Genomic DNA, 19,750 nt, shown 5'->3' on the forward strand with positions numbered 1-19,750 from the left:
CCCCGACGGGGCGCTGGTGCCGCTGGCCGAGCAGGGCCGGGACCTCTGGGACCGCACCGCGATCGCGGAGGGCGTGGCGCTGCTCGACGGGGTCCTGTCCGAGGCCGAGCTGGGCCCGCTCCAGGTGCAGGCCGCGATCGCCGCGGTGCACGACGACGCCCGGTCGGCCGAGGACCCGGACCGGCCCCGGATCCTCGGCCTGTACGGCGCCCTCGAGGTGCTCGCGCCCTCGCCGGTCGTGACCCTCAACCGCGTCGTCGCGCTGGCGATGGTCGAGGGCCCGGACGCCGGGCTCGCGCGCCTCGACGTGCTGGCGCCGTCGCTCGCCGTGCACCACCGCGTCGACGCCGTCCGCGCCCACCTGCTCGGAACGCCGGGGCGACCACGTCGCGGCCGCGGAGGCCTACCGGCGCGCGGCACGGCGCACGCGGAGCGGTCCGGAGCAGCGCTACCTGGCCGCCCGCGCGGCCGCCCTCCCGTGAGCGGCACCGCGGTCACGTCGGGATCGGGTCGTGCTCCCAGTCGCGGAGGTTGACCTGGTCGCACTCGAGGGCGAAGGCGTCGATCTCCTCGGTGCTCGCGCCGCGGGAGAACAGGTCGACCAGGCCGCGGAAATAGTGCTCCCGCGGCGCCCCGGGCACGAACAGGATGAGGAAGCGGGCGCGCTCGTCGCCGACGGCGGCGAAGGCGTGGACGCCGTTCACCGGGACGTGCGCGAAGTCGCCGCTGCCCAGCACCTCCCAGCCCCTCCCGCTCATCACGGCGAGGCGGCCCGAGATCACCCAGAACGACTCGGAGAAACCCTGGTGGTAGTGCGGCACGGCACCGAGACGGCCCGGCTCGGTGGAGCTCTCGAAGAGCCCGAAGCCGCCGCCGACCACGTCGGACGGCGCGGTGAACACGGCCGGGCCGGCCTGCTCGACGTCGGCACGGAACCGGTAGGTGCCCGGCTCCGCCGCGGGGACCTCGGTCGGGAAGCTCACCCGGTCACCGCACCTTCGAGGCCACGAACGGCGGCGTGACGACCTCGCACTCGAGCGCCCGCCCGCGCACGTCGACCGCCAGCACATCGCCCTCGTCGATCCCCGCGGCGGTGTCGAGCAGGGCGAGCGCGATGCCCGTCCTGAGCGTCGGCGAGAACGTGCCGGAGGTCGTCTCCCCCACCGCGTCGTCGCCCCGGCGCACCGTCATGTGCCCGCGCGGCACGCCGCGGCCGGTCGCCCGCAGCCCCCACGAGCGGCGTCGCGGGCCCTCTGCGCGCTCGGCGAGCAGCGCCTCACGACCCCAGAACTCCTCCTTGCGCCACCCGACCGCGAACCCGCACCGCGCCTGCAGCGGCGTGATGTCGGGGCCGAGGTCCTGGCCGTGCAGCGGCAGCCCCGCCTCGGTGCGCAGCGTGTCGCGGGCGCCGAGGCCGGCCGGCAGGCCGCCGCGCTCGCCGACCACCGCGGCCAGCGCGTCCCACAGCTCGCCGGCACCGTCCGACGGGGCGATGAGCTCGTAGCCCCGCTCCCCGGTGTAGCCCGTGCGGCACACCCGTACGAAACGCCCCTGCCACTCGGCGTCGACGAAGGCCATGTAGTCCAGCTCGGCGTCCTCCGCGAGCAGACCCACCTCCGCGAGCACCGCCGGCGACACCGGGCCCTGCACGGCGAGCACCACGTGCGCGTCGTGCTCGTCGGCCACGGTGATCCCGGCCGGGGCCACCCCGGCGAGCCGCCGCCCCACGCCGGCGGAGTTGGCGGCGTTGGGCACGGCGAACACCTCGTCCGGGCCGACGAGGTAGAGGATGAGGTCGTCGACCACGCCGCCGTCCTCGGCGCAGCACAGCGTGTACTGCGCCTTGCCGGGCACGATGCGCGAGAGGTCGTTGGTCAGGCACCGGTCCACGAACGCCGCGGCGCCCGGACCGCTGATGCGGACCTTGCCCAGGTGGCTGACGTCGAACAGTCCGACCGCCTCGCGCGTGGCGGTGTGCTCGGCGACGGTGCCCCCTCGACCGTCACGGCTGTACTGCACGGGCATCTCCCAGCCGCCGAACGGGGCGAACGACGCGCCGAGGGCGACGTGGTGGTCGTGCAGCGGGCTGCGGCGGGCAGGGGTGGGCGCGGCGGTCACGGTCTCGGACACCCGCCGCACCGTACGGGAGCGGGTGCGGTCCTAGCATGTGATCGACACCGCCGGCAGAGGGAGACACCCGACGTGAGCAGCAGCCCCGACCTCGAGCTCCTCGGCGCCGAGCCGGGGGCCGACGCGCTCTCCGACGCCGACGCCCTCGTCGTCGGCGTCCGCCCCGGTGAGGGAGCGTCCGACCCCGTCCTGGTCGGCCCGACATCCGTCCTCGGCGAGCTCGCGGACGAGCTGCCCGGGCTCGTCGCGCTGCTCGGTGGCAGCGGCAAGGCCGAGGAGACGACGCAGGTGCCGACGCGCGGGGCGATCGGGGCCCCGGTGGTGCTCGCGGTCGGGCTCGGGAAGGAGCCCGCCGGGGAGGACACCGCCGGCGAGACGCCCGACCTCGCCGAGCAGGTCCGCCGGGCCGCCGGCGCCGCCGCCCGCGCGTTGCACGGCAAGGCCGCGCACGTCGTCACCACGCTGTCGGGAGTCGACCTCGCCGCCGCGATCGAGGGAACGCTGCTCGGCGACTACGAGTTCACCGCGTACAAGAAGGCGCCAGAGAGCGCGCCGACGGAGCTGACCCGGGTCGCGCTGGTCGGGGACGGCGGCCAGGCCACCCTGACCCGGGCCACCACGGTCGCGCGCTACGTCGCCGCCGCGCGCGACCTCGTCAACACCCCACCCAACGACCTCTACCCCGACGCCTTCGCGCAGCGGGCGAGGACGCTGGCCGAGGCGGCCGGCGTCTCGGTCGAGGTCCTCGACGAGCACGCGCTCGCCGAGGCCGGGTACGGCGGGGTGCTCGGGGTCGGCGGCGGGTCGTCCCGCCCGCCGCGGCTGGTGCGGCTGACGTACGCGCCGGCGCACCCGGTCAAGAAGGTCGCCCTCGTCGGCAAGGGCATCACCTTCGACACCGGCGGCATCTCGATCAAGCCGGCGGCGAACATGGACCACATGACCTCGGACATGTCCGGGGCCGCCGGGGTCGTCGCCGCGACCTGCCTGGCCGCCGAGCTCGGGCTCGACGTCGAGGTCGTCGCCACCGTGCCCATGGCCGAGAACATGCCGTCGGGCACGGCCTACCGCCCGGGCGACGTGCTGCGGATGTACGGCGGCACGACGGTCGAGGTGCTCAACACCGACGCCGAGGGCCGGCTGGTCCTGGGTGACGCGATCGCCCGGGCCTGCGAGGACTCCCCCGACTACCTGCTCGAGACCTCCACGCTCACCGGCGCCCAGCTCGTCGCGCTCGGCTCGCGGACGCCCGGTGTCATGGGCACCGACGCGTTCCGCGACCGGGTGGCCACGCTCGCGGTGGCCGCCGGTGACGGGGGCTGGGCGATGCCGCTGCCCGAGGAGCTGCGCGCCGACCTCGACTCCCGCGTCGCCGACCTCGCCAACGTCACCAACCACCGCTTCGGCGGCATGCTCGTCGGCGGGATCTTCCTGCGCGAGTTCGTCGCCGACGACGTCCCGTGGGTGCACCTCGACATCGCCGGCCCGTCGTTCAACACCGGCGGGCCCCACGGCTACACGCCGAAGGGCGGCACCGGTGTACCCGTCCGGACCATCGTCGCGGTCCTCGACGACATCGCCCGCCACGGCTGACGCGGGATCGTCAGCACGGAGGGCAGCCGAGTGGTGACACGGATGGAAGGATGACCCCGGACATCACCGTCACCGGGACCGTCAGCACCGGCGCCCCTCTGACGGGCACCGCACGCCACACGCCGACGCGGGAGAAGCAGCCGTGACCGACACGTACGACGTCATCATCCTCGGAGCGGGCTCCGGGGGGTACGCCTGCGCCTTCCGCGCCGCCGAGCTCGGCCTCTCGGTCGCGCTGGTGGAGAAGGACAAGGTCGGCGGCACGTGCCTGCACCGCGGCTGCATCCCCACCAAGGCGCTCCTGCACGCGGCCGAGGTGGCCGACTCCGCGCGCGAGGGCGAGCAGTTCGGGGTGAAGAGCTCGCTGTCGGGCATCGACATGAGCGGAGTCAACTCCTACAAGGACAACGTCGTCGCCCGCCTCTACAAGGGCCTGCAGGGCCTGGTGAAGGCCCGCAAGGTCACGCTGATCGAGGGCGCGGGCAAGCTCGTCGGCCAGGACACCGTCGAGGTCGACGGCCAGCGCTACCAGGGCCGCAACATCGTGCTGGCCTCCGGCTCGTACTCCAAGACGCTGCCCGGGCTCGAGCTCGGCGGCCGGGTGCTGACCTCCACCGAGGCCATCAACCTCGACTACGTCCCCGACCGCGTGGTGGTGCTCGGCGGCGGCGTCATCGGCGTGGAGTTCGCCAGCGTGTGGAAGAGCTTCGGCTCCGAGGTCACCATCGTCGAGGCGCTGCCCCACCTCGTACCGAACGAGGACGAGTTCCTCTCCAAGTCGCTCGAGCGCCAGTTCCGCAAGCGCGGGATCGCGTTCAAGACCGGCACCAAGTTCACCGGCGTCGAGCAGACCGCCGACTCCGTGACCATCTCGCTGGAGAACGGCGAGCAGATCGAGGCCGACCTGCTGCTCGTCGCCGTGGGCCGCGGGCCGAACACCGCCGACCTCGGCTACGAGGAGAACGGCATCACCCTCGACCGCGGCTTCGTACCGACGAACGAGCGGCTGCACACCGGCGTCGGCAACGTCTACGCCGTCGGCGACATCGTCCCCGGCCTGCAGCTGGCCCACCGCGGCTTCCAGCAGGGCATCTTCGTCGCCGAGGAGATCGCCGGGCTGAACCCGCCGGTGATCGACGAGAAGGGCATCCCGCGCGTCACCTACTGCGAGCCGGAGGTCGCGTCGGTCGGGCTCACCGAGGCACAGGCCAAGGAGCTCTACGGCGACGTCGCGACCATGACCTACGACCTCGCGGGCAACGGCAAGTCCCAGATCCTCAAGACCGCGGGCGCCGTCAAGCTCGTCAAGGGCGGCACCGGCGACGACGCCCCCGTGGTCGGCGTCCACATGATCGGGACGCGGATGGGCGAGCAGGTCGGCGAGGCGCAGCTGATCTACAACTGGGAGGCCCTGCCCGACGAGGTGGCCAACCTCGTCCACGCCCACCCGACGCAGAACGAGGCCCTCGGGGAGGCGCACCTCGCGCTCGCCGGCAAGCCCCTGCACAGCCACTCCTGATCCCGGCAACGGCTGACCCACCACCCGAGACACGAGCGAGGAGCCCGAGCACGATGGCCTACTCCGTCCAGATGCCTGCCCTCGGGGAGAGCGTCACCGAGGGCACCATCACCCGGTGGTTGAAGCAGGAGGGCGACCACGTCGAGGTCGACGAGCCGCTGCTCGAGGTGTCCACCGACAAGGTCGACACCGAGATCCCCTCGCCCCAGGCGGGCGTGCTGCAGCGGATCGTGGCCCAGGAGGACGACACCGTCGAGGTCGGCGGCGAGCTGGCCGTGATCGGCGACGAGGGCGAGTCCGCGGGGCCCTCCGGCGGCGACACCGACGCGGCGGCCCCGTCGACCAGCGAGGAGCCGCAGACCTCGCAGCCGGAGCCCGAGCCGACCCCGGAGCCCGAGCCGACCCCGGAGCCCGTGGCGTCCTCGGACGGGTCGGGCGCGTCCGCCGGGGGCTCGTCGGGCGGCACGACCGTCGAGATGCCGGCGCTGGGCGAGTCGGTCACCGAGGGCACGGTCACCCGTTGGCTCAAGCAGGTCGGCGACACCGTCGAGGTCGACGAGCCGCTGCTCGAGGTGTCCACCGACAAGGTCGACACCGAGATTCCCTCGCCGGTCGCCGGCACCGTGCTGGAGCTGCGCGCGAACGAGGACGACACCGTCGAGGTCGGCGGGGCGCTGGCCGTCATCGGTGACGCCTCGCAGGCGTCGGGCGGCGGCTCGGCGCCGGAGCCGGCGCCCCCGCAGGAGGCGCAGCAGGAGTCGCAGCCGGCCCCGCAGCAGACCTCGCAGGACCCCCGGCCCGAGCCGGAGCGTCCCGCCGAGCCGGAGCCCGCGCAGGCGCCCAGCGGCGCCCAGGCCGCGTCCGGCGCCGACGACTACGTCTCCCACGAGACCGAGCAGTCGACCGGCCCGACGGGCCCGGCCAACGCCGGCGCGCTGCACCCGCGCGCGGACACCTCGCAGGGCAACGGCGCCTCGGCGCCCTCCGCCCCGTCCACCGAGGCCGGCTCGCCGTACGTGACGCCGCTGGTGCGCAAGCTGGCCGCCGAGCGCGGGGTCGACCTCTCGTCGCTCACCGGCACCGGCGTGGGTGGGCGCATCCGCAAGCAGGACGTGGTCAAGGCCGCCGAGGAGCAGGAGCGCGCCGCGTCGGCGAGCTCGCAGCCCGCGGGCGACGCCCCGGCCACCGCCGCCGCGCAGGGCGGTTCGGGTGACGGCGCGGTGCACGGCGGCGAGGTGCAGAAGCCGTCGGCGGCGGGCGCCCGCGGCGCGTCGGGGGCGGCGGCGCCGGACACCTCGGGGCTGCGCGGCACGACGCAGAAGCTCTCGCGGCGCCGGGCGACGATCGCCAAGCGCATGGTCGAGTCGCTGCAGGTCTCCGCGCAGCTGACGACCGTCGTCGAGGCGGACCTCACCCGCATCGCGCGCCTGCGCGACCGGGCGAAGGCCGAGTTCCAGCGCCGCGAGGGCGTCAAGCTCTCCTTCCTGCCGTTCATGGCGCTGGCGACGGTCGAGGCGCTCAAGGCGCACCCGGCGGTCAACTCGATGATCGACACCGAGAAGGGCGAGGTCACCTACCACGGTGCCGAGCACCTGGGCATCGCCGTCGACTCGCCGGCGGGCCTGATCGTGCCGGTGGTGCACGACGCCGGGGACCTCAACCTCGCCGGGCTGGCTCGCAAGATCGCCGACGTCGCCGAGCGCACCCGGGCGAACAAGATCACGCCGGACGAGCTCTCGGGGGGCACCTTCACGATCACCAACACCGGCTCGCGGGGCGCGCTGATCGACACGCCGATCATCAACCAGCCCCAGGTCGGCATCCTCGGCACCGGCGCCGTGGTGAAGAAGCCGATGGTGCTCCAGGACGACTCGGGCGGCGACGTGATCGCGGTGCGGTCGACGGCGTACCTGTGCCTGTCGTACGACCACCGCATCGTCGACGGCGCGGACGCCGCCCGCTTCCTCAACACGGTCAAGGACCGTCTCGAGGGCGGCGCCTTCGAGGGCGAGCTGGGTCTGTAGCCGGCGCTACCGCCCACTCCGCGGGGAGCGAGGGACGCCCTGGCTGCGTGGCACGCCGTCGGGGCGTCCCTCGCTGCCTCACGGCTCGCTGCGCCCGAGTGAGCGAGGGGCGCCCTCGCTGCCTCCCACGCAGCGAAGGTGACCCTCGCTCCCGCGCCGTCCGTCGTTCGCCCACCGACGCCCCCGGGTCGCGGCGAGCAGGACACTCCGCGACGATCACCCCATGCGCGTCGTCATCGCCGGGTCCTCCGGGCTCATCGGCACCGCCCTGGTCCCACGCCTGCGGGAGGCCGGTCACGAGGTCGTCCGCCTGGTGCGCCGCACCCCGCACGGTCCTGATGAGCGCGGATGGGACCCATCGGCGGGCCACATCGAGCCCGGCGCGCTCGACGGGGCCGACGCCGTGGTCAACCTCAACGGCGTGGGTGTCGGTGACAAGCGGTGGACCGGCGCCTTCAAACAGGAGCTGAGGGACAGCCGCCTGATACCCACCGATCTGCTCGCGCGTGCCGTTGCCGAGAAGGGCATCCCGGTGATGGTCAGCGCCTCGGGGGTGGACTACTACGCCGACGCGGGCGACATGGCGATCGACGAGAACGCCCGGTCCGGTACGGGCTTCCTCTCGGCGCTGTGCCGCGACTGGGAGCGTGCTACGGCACCCGCCTCCGACGCCGGCGCGCGGGTGGTGCTCCTGCGATCGGGCCTCGTCCTCTCGCCCAGTGGCGGGGTGATGGGGCGGATCAAACCGTTGTTCCGGTTCGGCCTCGGCGCTCGGCTCGGCTCCGGCAAGCAGTACTGGCCCTGGATCACCCTCGACGACGAGGTCGCCGTGATCACGCACGCACTGGAGAGCGAGACGCTCACCGGGCCGATCAACGCCACGGGACCGGCGCCCGTGACCAACGCCGAGTTCACGCGGTGCCTCGCCGAGCACATGGGCCGGCCTGCACCATGGTTCGCTCCGCCGATCGCCCTCCGCGTGGCGCTCGGAGAGTTCGCCGACGAGGCCCTCCTGACCAGCAAGCGCGCTCTACCGGTGAAGCTTGAACAGGACGGCTACGCCTTCCGCCACAAGACCCTGGGCGAGGCGCTGCACGCGGTGCTCGACGGATGACGAGTCCGTCCCTGCCCGACGCCGTCGACGTCGTCGTGGTCGGCGCCGGGCTCGCCGGGCTGCGGGCGGCGCGCACGGTCGCGCGTGCCGGGCGCTCGGTGGCGGTGTGCGAGGCGACCGACGGGGTCGGTGGGCGGGTGCGCACCGACGTCGTGGACGGCTTCCTCGTCGACCGCGGGTTCCAGATCCTCAACACCTCCTACCCGGCGCTCCGGAGGGAGATCGACCTCGACGCCCTGGACCTGCGCCGTTTCGTGCCCGGCGCCGCCGTGCGCGACGCCGAGGGCCGCCTGCACCGCCTCGCCGACCCCCGCCGCGTCCCCTCCTGGGCGCCGCGGACGGCCCTCGACCCGCTGCTCGGGCCGCTCGCGAAGGCACGCGTCGCCGGGCTGGCGCTGCGCTCGCTCGTGGTGCCGCCGTCGCGGCAGGCCCGGGCCCCCGAGCGCACGACGGCGGACGAGCTCGCCCGCTGGGGCCTGGACGGCACGCCGACCGAGACGTTCCTGCGGCCGTTCCTGAACGGTGTGCTGGGCGACCGCGATCTCGAGACCTCGTCGCGGGTGTTCTCGCTGTTCTGGCGCAGCTTCGCGCTCGGGGACCTGACGCTGCCCTCGCGCGGCATCGGCGCCCTGCCCGCGCAGCTCGCCGCCCGGCTGCCGGCGGACACGGTGCACCTCCACACGCCCGCGCGCCGGGTGGCGCCCGGGCGCGTCGAGACCCCGCACGGGACGGTCCGCGCGGGCGCGGTGATCGTCGCGGCGGAGGGCACCGCGGCCGCCGAGCTGCTCGACGGGCGCATCCCGGCGCCGCGCACCTTCGCGCTGACCACGCACTTCCACGTCACCGCCGAGCCCCCGACGCGTCGTGCGCTGCTGCACCTCGACGGGGCGGGCGGACCGATCGTCAACACCCTGGCGCTCACCGCCGCGGCCCCGTCGTACTCCCCCGACCACCGCCACCTCGTGCAGAGCACCGTCCTGGGCCCCGAGCCGCTGCCGGAGCGCGACCTGCGCCGCGAGCTCGCCCGGCTCTGGGGTACGCCGGTGGGCGCGTGGGACGAGCTGGCGACGGTACGGGTGCCGCGCGCGCTGCCGGCGGCGGTGCCCCCGACCCCGGCGGGGCTGCGCCACCCCGTGTCCCTGGGCGAGGGCCTGTTCGTCGCCGGCGACCACCGGGACACCCCGTCCGTGCAGGGCGCGCTGGTCAGCGGGCGACGGACGGCGCAGGAGGCGCTCGCGTACCTCTCCGCCGGGACGCGGTGACCGGGGTAGCGTCGGACCCGTGAGCCGCTCCAGCCGCGCCGCCGCCGAGCCCGTCGAGGTGCACGAGATCGGCACCGTCGAGTACCAGGAGGCCTGGGACCGCCAGCGCGAGCACGCCGCCGCGCGCGTCGCGGGCACGGGGCCGGACGTGCTCCTGCTGCTCGAGCACCCCTCGGTCTACACGGCCGGGCGGCGCACGCTGCCCGAGGAGCGGCCGGTCGACGGCACGCCCGTGATCGACGTCGACCGCGGCGGAAAGATCACCTGGCACGGGCCGGGCCAGCTCGTCGGCTACCCGATCGTCGGGCTGGCCGAGCCGTTCGACGTCGTCGACCACGTCCGCCGTCTCGAGCAGGCGCTGATCACCGTGTGCGACACCTACGGGCTGGGCGTCGGGCGGATCGCCGGGCGCAGCGGGGTGTGGCTGCCCGCCGACGACCGCGGGCCGGCACGCAAGATCGCCGCGATCGGGGTGCGGGTGGCCCGCGGGGTCACGCTGCACGGGTTCGCCCTCAACGCCGATCCCGACCTCGCCGCGTTCGGCGCCATCGTGCCGTGCGGGATCCGCGACGCCGGGGTCACCAGCCTGTCCGCCGAGCTGGGCCGTCGGGTGGCCGTCGACGAGGTCCGCCCGGCCGTGCGCGCGGCCGTGCTCGACGCCCTCGACGGCCGGCTCCCGGTCACCGAGCGCTCGCTGCCCGATCCCGCGCAGGCGCAGGAGGTCACCGTCGGCGGGCTGACCGTCCGGGTCGGCGCGAGCCGGTAGTCCGTCCTCAGGCCGCCGCGACCTGCGGGGCCACCTCGGCGGCGACGAGCTCGAGGTGGTCGAGGTCGGAGAGGTCGAGCACCTGCAGGTAGACGCGGTGCAGGCCCGCGCGGTCGGCGAACGCGCCGAGCTTGTCGACGACCTCGGGCACGGTGCCCGCGATGCCGTTGGCGCGCAGCTCCTCGGGTCGGCGGCCGATGGCGTCGGCGCGCCGGGCCACCTCGGCCTCGTCACGGCCGGCGCAGAGCACCTGCGCCGTCGAGCGCCCGAGCGTCGCAGGGTCGCGGCCCCGCGCGCGGCACGCCTCCTCGACGCGGTCGCGGCCGGCGACGAGGTCGTCGAGGCCGGCGAACGGCATGTTGAACTCGGTGGCGTACTCGGCGGCGAGCGCCGGAGTCCGACGCCGCCCGTTGCCGCCCACGATGATCGGCGGGTACGGGGTCTGCAGCGGCTTGGGCAGCCCGGGGCTGTCGGCGAAGCGGTAGTGCTCGCCCTCGTGGGTGTAGGGGACGCCGACCGGCGTCCGCCACGACCCCGTGAGGATCTCCAGCTGCTCGGCGAGCATGGAGAACCGCTCGTCGGTGGGAGGGAAGGGGATGCCGTAGGCGTGGTGCTCCGCCTCGTACCACCCGGTGCCCAGGCCGAGCTCGACCCGCCCGCCCGACATCTGGTCCACCTGGGCCACCGCGATCCCGAGGGGACCGGGCAGGCGGAACGTGGCCGCGGTCATCAGGGTGCCGAGCCGGATCGTGGTGGTCTCGCGGGCGAGGGCGCCCAGCGTCACCCAGGAGTCGGTGGGTCCGGGCAGCCCGTTGGCGCCACCCATGGCCAGGTAGTGGTCGGAACGGAAGAAGGCGTCGTACCCCGCGTCCTCCGCCACCCGTGCCACACGCAGCAGGTCGTCGTACGCAGCGCCCTGTTGCGGCTCGGTGAAGATCCGGAGGTCCACACGATCAGGGTAGTCACCCGATCACGGTCCGAACCGTGCCGGTGCGCACCCGTCGCGCACCGACGAGCCGACGGGACGCGGCGCGCGGCGTAGGGTCGGGGTCGTGACGGTCGGCCCCAGCCAGGATCTCGCGCACGGACGGAAGATGTTGCGGCTCGAGGTCCGCAACTCCCAGACGCCCATCGAGCGCAAGCCGGAGTGGATCCGCACCCGCGTCGCCACCGGCCCGAACTTCACCGAGCTCAAGGGCCTGGTGAAGGGTTCCGGCCTCGCCACCGTGTGCGAGGAGGCGGGCTGCCCCAACATCTTCGAGTGCTGGGAGGACCGCGAGGCCACCTTCCTCATCGGCGGCGAGCAGTGCACCCGGCGCTGCGACTTCTGCCAGATCGACACCGGCAAGCCCTCGCCGCTCGACGTGACGGAGCCGCGCAAGGTCGCCGAGTCGGTCCGGCAGATGGGCCTGCGGTACTCGACGATCACCGGTGTCGCCCGCGACGACCTCGACGACGGCGGCTCCTGGCTGTACGCCGAGACCGTCCGCCAGGTCCACGAGCTCAACCCCGGCACCGGGGTCGAGCTGCTCATCCCCGACTTCGACGGCCGGGACGACCAGCTGGGCCCGGTGTTCGAGGCCGCCCCCGAGGTGCTCGCGCACAACCTCGAGACCGTCCCGCGCATCTTCCGCCGCATCCGGCCGGGGTTCCGCTACGAGCGCTCGCTGGACGTCATCCGGAAGGCCCGCGCAGCCGGGCTGGTCACCAAGTCGAACCTCATCCTCGGGATGGGCGAGACCCCCGACGAGGTCACCGCGGCGATGCAGGACCTGGTCGACGCGGGGTGCGAGCTGCTCACGCTCACCCAGTACCTGCGCCCGAGCCTGCGCCACCACCCCGTCGAGCGCTGGGTCAAGCCCGAGGAGTTCGTCACCCACCGCGACGCGGCGCTGGCCATGGGCTTCCCCGGCGTCATGGCCGGGCCGCTGGTGCGCTCGTCCTACCGCGCCGGGCGGCTCTACGCGCAGGCCAAGATCGCCCGTGGCGAGGAGCTGCCCGCGGGCATGGCCGAGCTGGCCGAGGAGGGCCCGGCCCGCCAGGAGGTCGGCGAGGTGCTGGCGCGCACGCGCTCCTGAGCTCCCCGGACGGCACCGGCGGGCCGTGACGGCCCGGTGAGGCAGAATGGACGCCATGGCGAAGCGGGGCTCCGGCGCGGCGAGCAAGGAAGAGAAGAAGGCCGCCAAGCAGGCGGCGAAGGCCGCGCGCCGGGAGCGGTTCCGCCAGATCTGGCAGGCGTTCCAGATGCAGCGCCGCGAGGACAAGGCGCTGGTGCCGATCATGGTCGGGACGGTGCTGGGCACCGCGCTGGTGCTGTTCCTCGTCGGGCTGCTCATCGGCCAGGAGTGGTTCCTCCTGCCCACCGGCATCCTGCTCGGCGTCCTGCTCGCGGTCATCATCTTCGGGCGCCGGGTGCAGAAGAACGTCTACGCCAAGGCCGCCGGCCAGCCCGGGGCGGCCGGCTGGGCGCTCGACAACATGCGCGGTCAGTGGCGCGTCACCCAGGCCGTCGCGGGCACCACGCAGCTCGACGCCGTGCACCGCGTCATCGGCCGGCCGGGCGTGGTCCTCGTGGCCGAGGGCGCCCCGCACCGCACGAAGAGCCTCGTCGCCCAGGAGAAGAAGCGCGTCGCCCGCATCATCGGGCAGGTGCCGATCTACGAGGTCAGCGTCGGCGAGGACGAGGGCCAGGTGCCGCTGGCCAGGCTGCAGCGCCACATGACCAAGCTGCCGCGCAACATCGACAAGAGCCAGATGGAGACCGTCGAGAAGCGCCTCGCCGCGCTGGCCAACCGCGCCGGCCCGGCCATGCCCAAGGGTCCGGTGCCCCGCAACGCCCAGCAGCTCAAGGGCATGCAGCGCACCGCCCGACGTCGTTAGCGCACGTTCACGACGATCGTCCGGCTCGCGCGGTCCTGCAGGCCGCGGGAGTCACGGTCGAGGATCAGCGCGGGCACGACGAAGAACACCGACGCCGTGCGCACCAGCGACCACAACAGACCGACCCCGGGCGTGTCCGGCCGGTCGAGGCGCACGACGCGCAGCCCCAGCAGCACCATCGCGGGCGTCGCGCCGATCACCGCGACCGGCACGACCATGATCAACGCCCAGGTCAGCAGGCTCCAGTTCTGCGGCGGCGTGGGGAACGTGAAGAGCAGGGCGAGCAGGCCGGCGAGCAGCGCGTCGAGCGCGAACTGCCCGGCGCGGCGCGGCAGCGTGGCCACCGAGCCCGGGCCGGACTCGGGCAGGCCGAACCGGGCGCCCGGGTAGTCGTCGGCCCCCTCGTCGGCTCCCTCGGCCGCGCGGTGAGGGCTCGGCGCGGCGTCCTCGCGGGGAACGGACCGCGGTGCGGTGCGGGGAGTGCCCCGGGCTGACCGCTCCGCGTCGTCCGCCGTGCGGCGGTCGTCTCCCCCGCCCTCGAGCCATTCCCGGAACCACGTCACCGTGACAGGCTACGGCGGTCGCAGATCACGGCAGGGCGCGCCGGACCGTCGCCGCCCGACCACCCTGCGCGCGTTAACTGCTGTGAAACATGTCGGTGACGGACGAGCAACAGCACCCCCATAGCGTCGGGATCACCTGGACCGGTCACGGTCGGGACCCCCGATCAGTGGGTACCGTGCCGCCCCGACCCCCGCCGTCCCCGGCAAGCGTGTGAAGGAGCCACCGAGGGTGTTCAACAATCAGGACGAGGTCTTCAAGTACATCTCCGACGAGGGGGTGAAGTACGTCGACGTCCGGTTCTGTGACCTGCCGGGCCAGATGCAGCACTTCACCGTCCCGGCGTCGGAGTTCGACGAGGACGTGTTCACCACGGGGCTGGCCTTCGACGGCTCGTCGATCACCGGGTTCCAGAGCATCAACGAGTCGGACATGACGCTGCTGCCCGACGTGGCGACGGCACGCGTCGACCCGTTCCGGGCGCAGAAGACGCTGAACGTCAACTTCTTCGTCCACGACCCGCTGACGCTCGAGGCCTACAGCCGCGACCCGCGCAACGTCGCCCGCAAGGCCGAGAAGTTCCTCTCCACCGTCGACGTCGCCGACACGTGCTTCTTCGGCCCCGAGGCCGAGTTCTACATCTTCGACTCGGTGCGCTACGACTCGAAGGCCAACGGCACCTTCTACGAGGTCGACTCGGTCGAGGGCCACTGGAACACCGGCCGCGACGAGCTCGGCGGCAACAAGGGCAACAAGATCGCCATGAAGGCCGGCTACTTCCCCGTCGAGCCGACCGACCAGAGCTCGGACCTGCGCGCCGCGATCGGCACCAACCTCATCAACGCCGGATTCGAGCTCGAGAAGCTCCACCACGAGGTGGGCACCGGCGGCCAGGCCGAGATCAACTACAAGTTCAACACGCTGCTGCACGCGGCGGACGACCTGCAGCTGTTCAAGTACATCGTCAAGAACACCGCCTGGCAGGCCGGCAAGACCGTCACGTTCATGCCGAAGCCCCTGGCCGGGGACAACGGCTCGGGCATGCACTGCCACCAGTCGCTGTTCAAGGGCGGCGAGCCGCTGTTCTACGACGCCAACGGCTACGCGGGCCTGTCCGACCTCGGCCGCCACTACATCGGCGGCATCCTGCACCACGCGCCCAGCCTGGTGGCCTTCACCAACGCCACGGCGAACTCGTACCACCGCCTGGTGCCCGGCTTCGAGGCACCGATCAACCTCGTGTACTCGAACCGCAACCGCTCGGCGTGCGTCCGCATCCCGATCACCGGCGACAACCCGAAGGCCAAGCGCCTCGAGTTCCGCTGCCCCGACTCGTCGGGCAACCCGTACCTGTCCTTCGCGGCCATGATGATGGCCGGCCTGGACGGCATCCGGAACAAGATCGAGCCGCCGACGCCGATCGACAAGGACCTCTACGAGCTCCCGCCCGAGGAGGCCGCCGACATCGCGCAGGTCCCGGCCAGCCTCGACGCCGCGGTCAACAACCTCGAGGCCGACCACGACTACCTCCTCGAGGGCGGGGTGTTCACCTCGGACCTCATCGAGAAGTGGATCGAGCTCAAGCGCGACGACGTGACCGGCCTGCGCCTGCGGCCGCACCCGTACGAGTTCGAGCTGTACTTCAACTGCTGAGCAGGTCCAGCCGCGACGGCCCGGTGTCCCCTCGGGGGTACCGGGCCGTCGTGCGTGTGGGCCCTCCGGTGTCACGACCGGTCCCGCCGGTCGGGCACGTCCTCCCGCGGGGACAGCGCCGCGGCCAGGACGTACTGGTAGACGTAGCGGATCTCCTCCCCCCGCCGGACGGGCAGGCAGACCCAGCCGACCCACTCCCCCGTCGTCGTCCGTCGCCAGGCGAGCAGCTCGCCGGGGACGCGGCTCTGCAGGTCGACGCCCTCGGGCATCGGTCGGACCGGCCGGCCGCCGGGACGCGGGTAGGCGACCGCGAGGTCGACCCAGACCCGCTTGACCTCGTCGCGCTGCAAGGCGCCGGACCGGTCGTTGCGGCGCTGCGCCGGCCCCCGATCGTCGAACACATGTTCGATGGTCGGCGATGGAGAGCCGGAACGCCACCCGCGCCGCGGCGTGTCCCGCCGTCCGCGGCGCAGCTCACCCACTGTCGGGGGTCCCTGCCACGGTGCCACCATGGCCGCAGCGCGCACCGGGGAGGAGGAGCCGTGGCCGCACCCGAGAGAGCCGTCGAGGATCCGTTCGGACCCGGTCCGTGGTCCGAGGAGGACGTGCTCGAGCTGCGCACCGCACAGCGGGTGGAGTTGCTCGACGGAGTACTCCTCCTGAGCCCGCACAGCGCACACCGCCACCAGTGGCTCGCGATCCAGCTGTGTGGGGTCCTGAACGCCGTGCTCCCCCGCGGGCGGGCGATCGGACCGATCAATGTCCGCCTCCGTCGGAACCGCCTCGTGATCCCTGATGTCGCCGTCGTCGAGGGCGTCACGCGCTCCACCGTGGTGTCGGACGCGGCGGCGGTGCTCCTCGCTGTCGAGATCGTCAGTCCGGGCAACGCCGTCATGGACCGGGCGATCAAGCCCCAGCTGTACGCCGAGGCCGGCATCCCGACCTTCCTCCGGATCGAGATGGGTGCGGACGCCCCCGTCGGCCACCTCCACACCCTCGCCGGCGGTGCCTACCACGAGGTCGCGGTCGGGACGACGCTCCACCTCACCCGGCCGTGCGCCGTCACCGTCGATATGGCCGCGCTCGATCTGGACGGCTGACTCAGTCCACCAGGTAGAAGATCCGGTCGACGACGGCGCGGGCGCGGCGGGTGGTGCGGCGGTACTCGTCGAGGAACTCGCCCGGGTCGGCGTCGGGGTCGTGGCCCAGCGCCGCGGCCACGGCGGCGAGCTCCCGGCCGGAGCGGGGGACCTCGTCGGTCGGCTTGCCGCGCACGAGGGTGGCGGCGCCCCGGGCCCGGGTGGCCATCGTCCAGCCGGCCGCCAGCGCCTCGGCGTCCGCGGGCTCCACCAGCCCCGCCTTCGCCGCGGCGTCGAGGGCCTCGAGCGTCGACGGCGTGCGCAGCGACTCCACCGCCCCCGCGTGCTGGAGCTGCAGCAGCTGCACGGTCCACTCGACGTCGGAGAGCCCGCCGGTGCCGAGCTTGGTGTGCAGGGCCCGGTCGGCGCGGCGCGGCAGGCGCTCGTTGTCGACCCGCGCCTTGATCCGCCGGATCTCCACCGCCGCCTTGTCGGGCAGGCCGTCCGCCGGGTAGCGCACCGGGTCGATCGCCTCGACGAACGCCGCGCCGAGCGCCTCGTCGCCCGCGACGGGGCGGGCGCGCAGCAGCGCCTGGTGCTCCCACGTCTCGGCGAGCTTCGCGTAGTACTGCCGGTACGAGTCCAGCGTCCGGACCAGGGGCCCGCCCCGCCCCTCGGGGCGCAGCTTGGTGTCGACCTCCAGCGGCGGGTCCGGGCTCGGTGCCCCGAGGGCGGAGATGGTGGCCTCGGCGACGGCCTTGGCGTAGCGGACCGCCTCGGACTCGTCGACGCCGTCGGTCGGTTCGCACACGAACAGCACGTCGGCGTCCGACGAGTAGCCCAGCTCCGCCCCGCCGAGCCGCCCCATCCCGATCACGGCGATGCGGGCCGGGCGGGCGCCCCCACCGTCGCCACTGCCGACCTGCCCGCGCTCGGCGGCGTCGAGGGCGGCCTGCAGCACCGCGACCCAGATGCTCGAGAGCGCCGAGCACACCGCCGACACGTCGATGAGCCCCAGCAGGTCGGCGCAGGCGACCCGCACGAGCTCGATCCGGCGCATCGACCGGCCGACCTGGCCCGCCGAGTCGGGGTCGGTGTGGCGGGCGACCGCCCGGCGCAGCGAGGCGGCGACCTCCTCGGGCCGGCGCGCGACCAGCTCGGCGTCCGGGCCGTCGCCGGCGAGCAGCCGCAGCACCTCGGGCGTGCGCGGCATCAGCTCGGCCACCCACCGCGAGGTGCCCAGCACGCGCATGAGGCGCTCGGCGGCGATGCCCTCGTCGCGCAGGTAGCCGAGGAACCACGGCGTGCCGGCGAGCGCCTCGGACACCTTGCGGTAGGCGAGCAGTCCGTGGTCCGGGTCGGCGGTGCGCCCGAGCTCGTCGAGCAGGACGGGCAGCAGCGCGCGTTGGATGCGGCTGGCGCGGCTGACGCCGCTGGTCAGCGCCTGCAGGTGGCCCAGCGCGCCCTGCGGCGACGTCCACCCCAGGGCCTTGAGCCGGCGCATCGCCGAGTCCGAGGTCAGCACCAGGGCCTCGCCGGGCACGCGCGCCACCGACTCGAGCAGCGGCTGGTAGAAGAGCTTCTCGTGCAGGCGCCGCACGCGCACCGTGTGCCGTGAGCGCTCGTGCCGGAGCACGCCCACCGCGTCCCGTGAGCCGTCGGCGCGCAGCTTCGCCGCCCGCGCGAGCCAGCGCTGGGCGGCGACGTCGTCGTCGGTCGGGAAGAGGTGGGTGCGGCGCATCTTCTGCAGCTGCACGCGGTGCTCGAGCATCCGCAGGAACCGGTACGACGCGGCCAGGTTGGCGGCGTCGTCGCGGCCGACGTAGCCGCCGTCGGCCAGGGCAGCCAGCGCCTCGAGGGTGTTCGGGCTGCGGATCGTCTCGTCGCCGCGGCCGTGCACCATCTGCAGCAACTGCACGGCGAACTCCACGTCGCGCAGCCCGCCGCGGCCGAGCTTCAGCTCGCGGTCGGCGTGGTCGGCGCGGATGTGGTCCTCGACGCGGCGGCGCATGGCGCGCACGTCGGCGACGAAGTCGTCGCGGTCGGCGGCGGTCCAGACCATCTCCTCGACGGCCTCGCGGTACTGCGCGGCGAGCTCCTCGTCGCCGGCCACCCACCGGGCCTTGAGCAGCGCCTGGAACTCCCAGGTCTTCGCCCACCGCTCGTAATAGGAGACGTGCCCGTCGAGGGTGCGCACGAGCGCGCCCTGCCGTCCCTCCGGCCGCAGGTTGGCGTCGACCTCGAGGAACGCCTCGGTCGCGATCCGCATCATGGTCGAGGCGAGGCGCGTGGCCACGTCCGTCGCGCCCTCGGCCACGAAGATCACGTCGATGTCGCTGACGTAGTTGAGCTCGCGTCCCCCGCACTTGCCCATGCCGATCACGGCGAGCCGGCACGGCAGCGCCTTCTCCCGCCCACCCCCGTCACGCTCGCGGTCGTCCTTGCCGCCGAGCGCGTCCGCGATCGTGGCGTCCGCGACGGCGAGCGCGGCCCGCAGCCCGGCCGCGGCGAGGTCGGCGAGCTGCGCGGAGACGACCTCGACCGGCACGACCGGGAGCTCGGGCTCGCACACGGCCTGCAGGTCGGCGGCGGCGAGCGCGAGGACCTCGTCGCGGTGGGCCAGGCGCAGCACGCCGATGCCGGCGGGCTCGAGGACCGTGGCACGCGGTGGGCCGGAGGCGCCGGGGTCGGCGTCGGGGTCCGCGCCGACGGCCCCGAGCAGCGTGCGGGTGCGCTCGGCGAGGTCGGGCAGCTGGGAGGCGTCGAAGGTGCGGCCCGGCGTGCCCTCGCTGCGCAGCGTGCGCCAGCGCTCGGGGTGCGCGACGAGATGGTCGCCCAGGGCGGTCGAGCCGCCGAGCACCCCGAGCAGGCGCCCACGCAGGCCCTGGTCGGTGCGCAGCGCCTCGTCGAGCGCCGCCCACTCCTGCTCGCCGAGTGCCTCGCGCAGGCGTTCCACGGCCAGCAGCGCGAGATCGGGGTCGGGGCTGCGGGCCAGCGCCCACACGACGAGCTCGGTGCCCGGGACCGGCGCGTCACCGTCCCACCAGCCCAGCGCCGCCAGCCGCGGGCCGGCGTCGGGGTCGGTGAGGCCGAGTCGCGCGGGGGCCCGTCCCGTCCGGTCCGGGCGCCGGCTCGTCGGGGCGGACGACGTGGCGGACTCGGTCATGGG

The 19,750-nt window shown here is 74.0% G+C and carries 17 protein-coding genes; 11 read left to right on the plus strand and 6 right to left on the minus strand.

What is annotated here, in order from left to right:
* Positions 1 to 16 precede the first annotated feature (16 nt).
* Positions 17 to 535 carry an RNA polymerase sigma factor gene (locus C8D89_RS29780; RefSeq protein ID WP_116708967.1) on the plus strand — a complete coding sequence of 173 codons (519 nt, stop codon included), beginning with the start codon at positions 17 to 19 and terminating at the stop codon, positions 533 to 535.
* Here C8D89_RS29780 and C8D89_RS15265 read toward each other — a convergent pair.
* A complete protein-coding gene (locus C8D89_RS15265) occupies positions 495 to 983 on the minus strand; it encodes a cupin domain-containing protein (protein ID WP_165825716.1) in 489 nt (162 codons plus the stop codon). The two genes, C8D89_RS29780 and C8D89_RS15265, sit on opposite strands and share 41 nt — an antisense overlap.
* Before the next feature lie 4 nt (positions 984 to 987).
* Complete coding sequence (gene gcvT / locus C8D89_RS15270) at positions 988 to 2,130, minus strand: glycine cleavage system aminomethyltransferase GcvT (RefSeq protein ID WP_207787238.1); 1,143 nt, start codon at positions 2,128 to 2,130, stop codon at positions 988 to 990.
* 72 nt (positions 2,131 to 2,202) lie between these two features.
* Between gcvT and C8D89_RS15275 the strand changes: the two genes are divergently transcribed.
* From C8D89_RS15275 to lipB, 6 genes are all read left to right on the plus strand, one after another.
* Positions 2,203 to 3,723 carry a leucyl aminopeptidase gene (locus C8D89_RS15275; protein WP_116708969.1) on the plus strand — a complete coding sequence of 507 codons (1,521 nt, stop codon included), beginning with the start codon at positions 2,203 to 2,205 and terminating at the stop codon, positions 3,721 to 3,723.
* 142 nt (positions 3,724 to 3,865) lie between these two features.
* Complete coding sequence (gene lpdA / locus C8D89_RS15280) at positions 3,866 to 5,242, plus strand: dihydrolipoyl dehydrogenase (protein WP_116708970.1); 1,377 nt, start codon at positions 3,866 to 3,868, stop codon at positions 5,240 to 5,242.
* 53 nt (positions 5,243 to 5,295) lie between these two features.
* On the plus strand, positions 5,296 to 7,266 hold the full coding sequence (locus tag C8D89_RS15285) for a 2-oxo acid dehydrogenase subunit E2 (protein WP_116708971.1): 1,971 nt from the start codon (positions 5,296 to 5,298) through the stop codon (positions 7,264 to 7,266).
* A 223-nt stretch (positions 7,267 to 7,489) separates the two neighbouring features.
* Entirely contained in the window at positions 7,490 to 8,380 is an 891-nt protein-coding gene (locus C8D89_RS15290) for a TIGR01777 family oxidoreductase (RefSeq protein WP_116708972.1), read from the plus strand.
* On the plus strand, positions 8,377 to 9,642 hold the full coding sequence (locus tag C8D89_RS15295) for an NAD(P)/FAD-dependent oxidoreductase (protein ID WP_165825717.1): 1,266 nt from the start codon (positions 8,377 to 8,379) through the stop codon (positions 9,640 to 9,642). Before C8D89_RS15290 ends, C8D89_RS15295 begins: the two co-directional genes overlap by 4 nt.
* A 19-nt stretch (positions 9,643 to 9,661) precedes the next feature.
* Positions 9,662 to 10,408 carry a lipoyl(octanoyl) transferase LipB gene (gene lipB, locus C8D89_RS15300; RefSeq protein ID WP_116708973.1) on the plus strand — a complete coding sequence of 249 codons (747 nt, stop codon included), beginning with the start codon at positions 9,662 to 9,664 and terminating at the stop codon, positions 10,406 to 10,408.
* 7 nt (positions 10,409 to 10,415) lie between these two features.
* Here the strand turns inward: lipB and C8D89_RS15305 are convergent, their stop codons facing one another.
* On the minus strand, positions 10,416 to 11,357 hold the full coding sequence (locus C8D89_RS15305; RefSeq protein ID WP_116708974.1) for an LLM class F420-dependent oxidoreductase: 942 nt from the start codon (positions 11,355 to 11,357) through the stop codon (positions 10,416 to 10,418).
* Positions 11,358 to 11,502: 145 nt separating this feature from the next.
* Here C8D89_RS15305 and lipA point away from each other — a divergent pair, with 145 nt between their 5' ends.
* Both lipA and C8D89_RS15315 read left to right on the plus strand, forming a co-directional pair.
* Positions 11,503 to 12,486, plus strand: a complete 984-nt coding sequence (gene lipA / locus C8D89_RS15310; RefSeq protein WP_116709118.1) for a lipoyl synthase — start codon at positions 11,503 to 11,505, stop codon at positions 12,484 to 12,486.
* A 55-nt stretch (positions 12,487 to 12,541) separates the two neighbouring features.
* The gene (locus tag C8D89_RS15315; protein WP_207787239.1) at positions 12,542 to 13,288 is read left to right on the plus strand and encodes a DUF4191 domain-containing protein; all 747 of its coding nucleotides are present in this window, start codon (positions 12,542 to 12,544) and stop codon (positions 13,286 to 13,288) included.
* Here the strand turns inward: C8D89_RS15315 and C8D89_RS15320 are convergent.
* Positions 13,285 to 13,851, minus strand: coding sequence for an RDD family protein (locus C8D89_RS15320; RefSeq protein WP_207787240.1), 567 nt, complete (start codon positions 13,849 to 13,851; stop codon positions 13,285 to 13,287). The genes C8D89_RS15315 and C8D89_RS15320 overlap by 4 nt on opposite strands.
* Before the next feature lie 229 nt (positions 13,852 to 14,080).
* On the opposite strand from C8D89_RS15320, the gene glnA reads away from it, so the two are divergent.
* Positions 14,081 to 15,502 (plus strand): type I glutamate--ammonia ligase, encoded by a 1,422-nt coding sequence (gene glnA, locus C8D89_RS15325; RefSeq protein ID WP_116708976.1) that lies wholly within the window; start codon positions 14,081 to 14,083, stop codon positions 15,500 to 15,502.
* A 71-nt stretch (positions 15,503 to 15,573) separates the two neighbouring features.
* Here the strand turns inward: glnA and C8D89_RS15330 are convergent, their stop codons facing one another.
* Entirely contained in the window at positions 15,574 to 15,903 is a 330-nt protein-coding gene (locus tag C8D89_RS15330) for a hypothetical protein (protein WP_116708977.1), read from the minus strand.
* A gap of 141 nt (positions 15,904 to 16,044) precedes the next feature.
* Here C8D89_RS15330 and C8D89_RS15335 point away from each other — a divergent pair, with 141 nt between their 5' ends.
* A complete protein-coding gene (locus tag C8D89_RS15335) occupies positions 16,045 to 16,602 on the plus strand; it encodes a Uma2 family endonuclease (protein ID WP_165825718.1) in 558 nt (185 codons plus the stop codon).
* A 1-nt stretch (position 16,603) separates the two neighbouring features.
* Here the strand turns inward: C8D89_RS15335 and C8D89_RS15340 are convergent, their stop codons facing one another.
* A complete protein-coding gene (locus C8D89_RS15340) occupies positions 16,604 to 19,747 on the minus strand; it encodes a bifunctional [glutamine synthetase] adenylyltransferase/[glutamine synthetase]-adenylyl-L-tyrosine phosphorylase (RefSeq protein ID WP_116708979.1) in 3,144 nt (1,047 codons plus the stop codon).
* Positions 19,748 to 19,750: the final 3 nt, after the last annotated feature.

Origin of the sequence: Actinomycetospora cinnamomea (assembly GCF_003096675.1) — a bacterium.
Lineage (GTDB): Bacteria > Actinomycetota > Actinomycetes > Mycobacteriales > Pseudonocardiaceae > Actinomycetospora > Actinomycetospora cinnamomea.

Bases quoted from the DNA above. Each gene is read 5' to 3' on its own strand.
- C8D89_RS15295 (WP_165825717.1), top strand. From the start codon at position 8,377: ATGACGAGTCCGTCCCTGCCCGACGCCGTCGACGTCGTCGTGGTCGGC.
- C8D89_RS15285 (WP_116708971.1), top strand. From the start codon at position 5,296: ATGGCCTACTCCGTCCAGATGCCTGCCCTCGGGGAGAGCGTCACCGAG.
- C8D89_RS15340 (WP_116708979.1), bottom strand. From the start codon at position 19,747: ATGACCGAGTCCGCCACGTCGTCCGCCCCGACGAGCCGGCGCCCGGAC.
- lipA (WP_116709118.1), top strand. From the start codon at position 11,503: ATGTTGCGGCTCGAGGTCCGCAACTCCCAGACGCCCATCGAGCGCAAG.
- C8D89_RS15315 (WP_207787239.1), top strand. From the start codon at position 12,542: ATGGCGAAGCGGGGCTCCGGCGCGGCGAGCAAGGAAGAGAAGAAGGCC.
- C8D89_RS15290 (WP_116708972.1), top strand. From the start codon at position 7,490: ATGCGCGTCGTCATCGCCGGGTCCTCCGGGCTCATCGGCACCGCCCTG.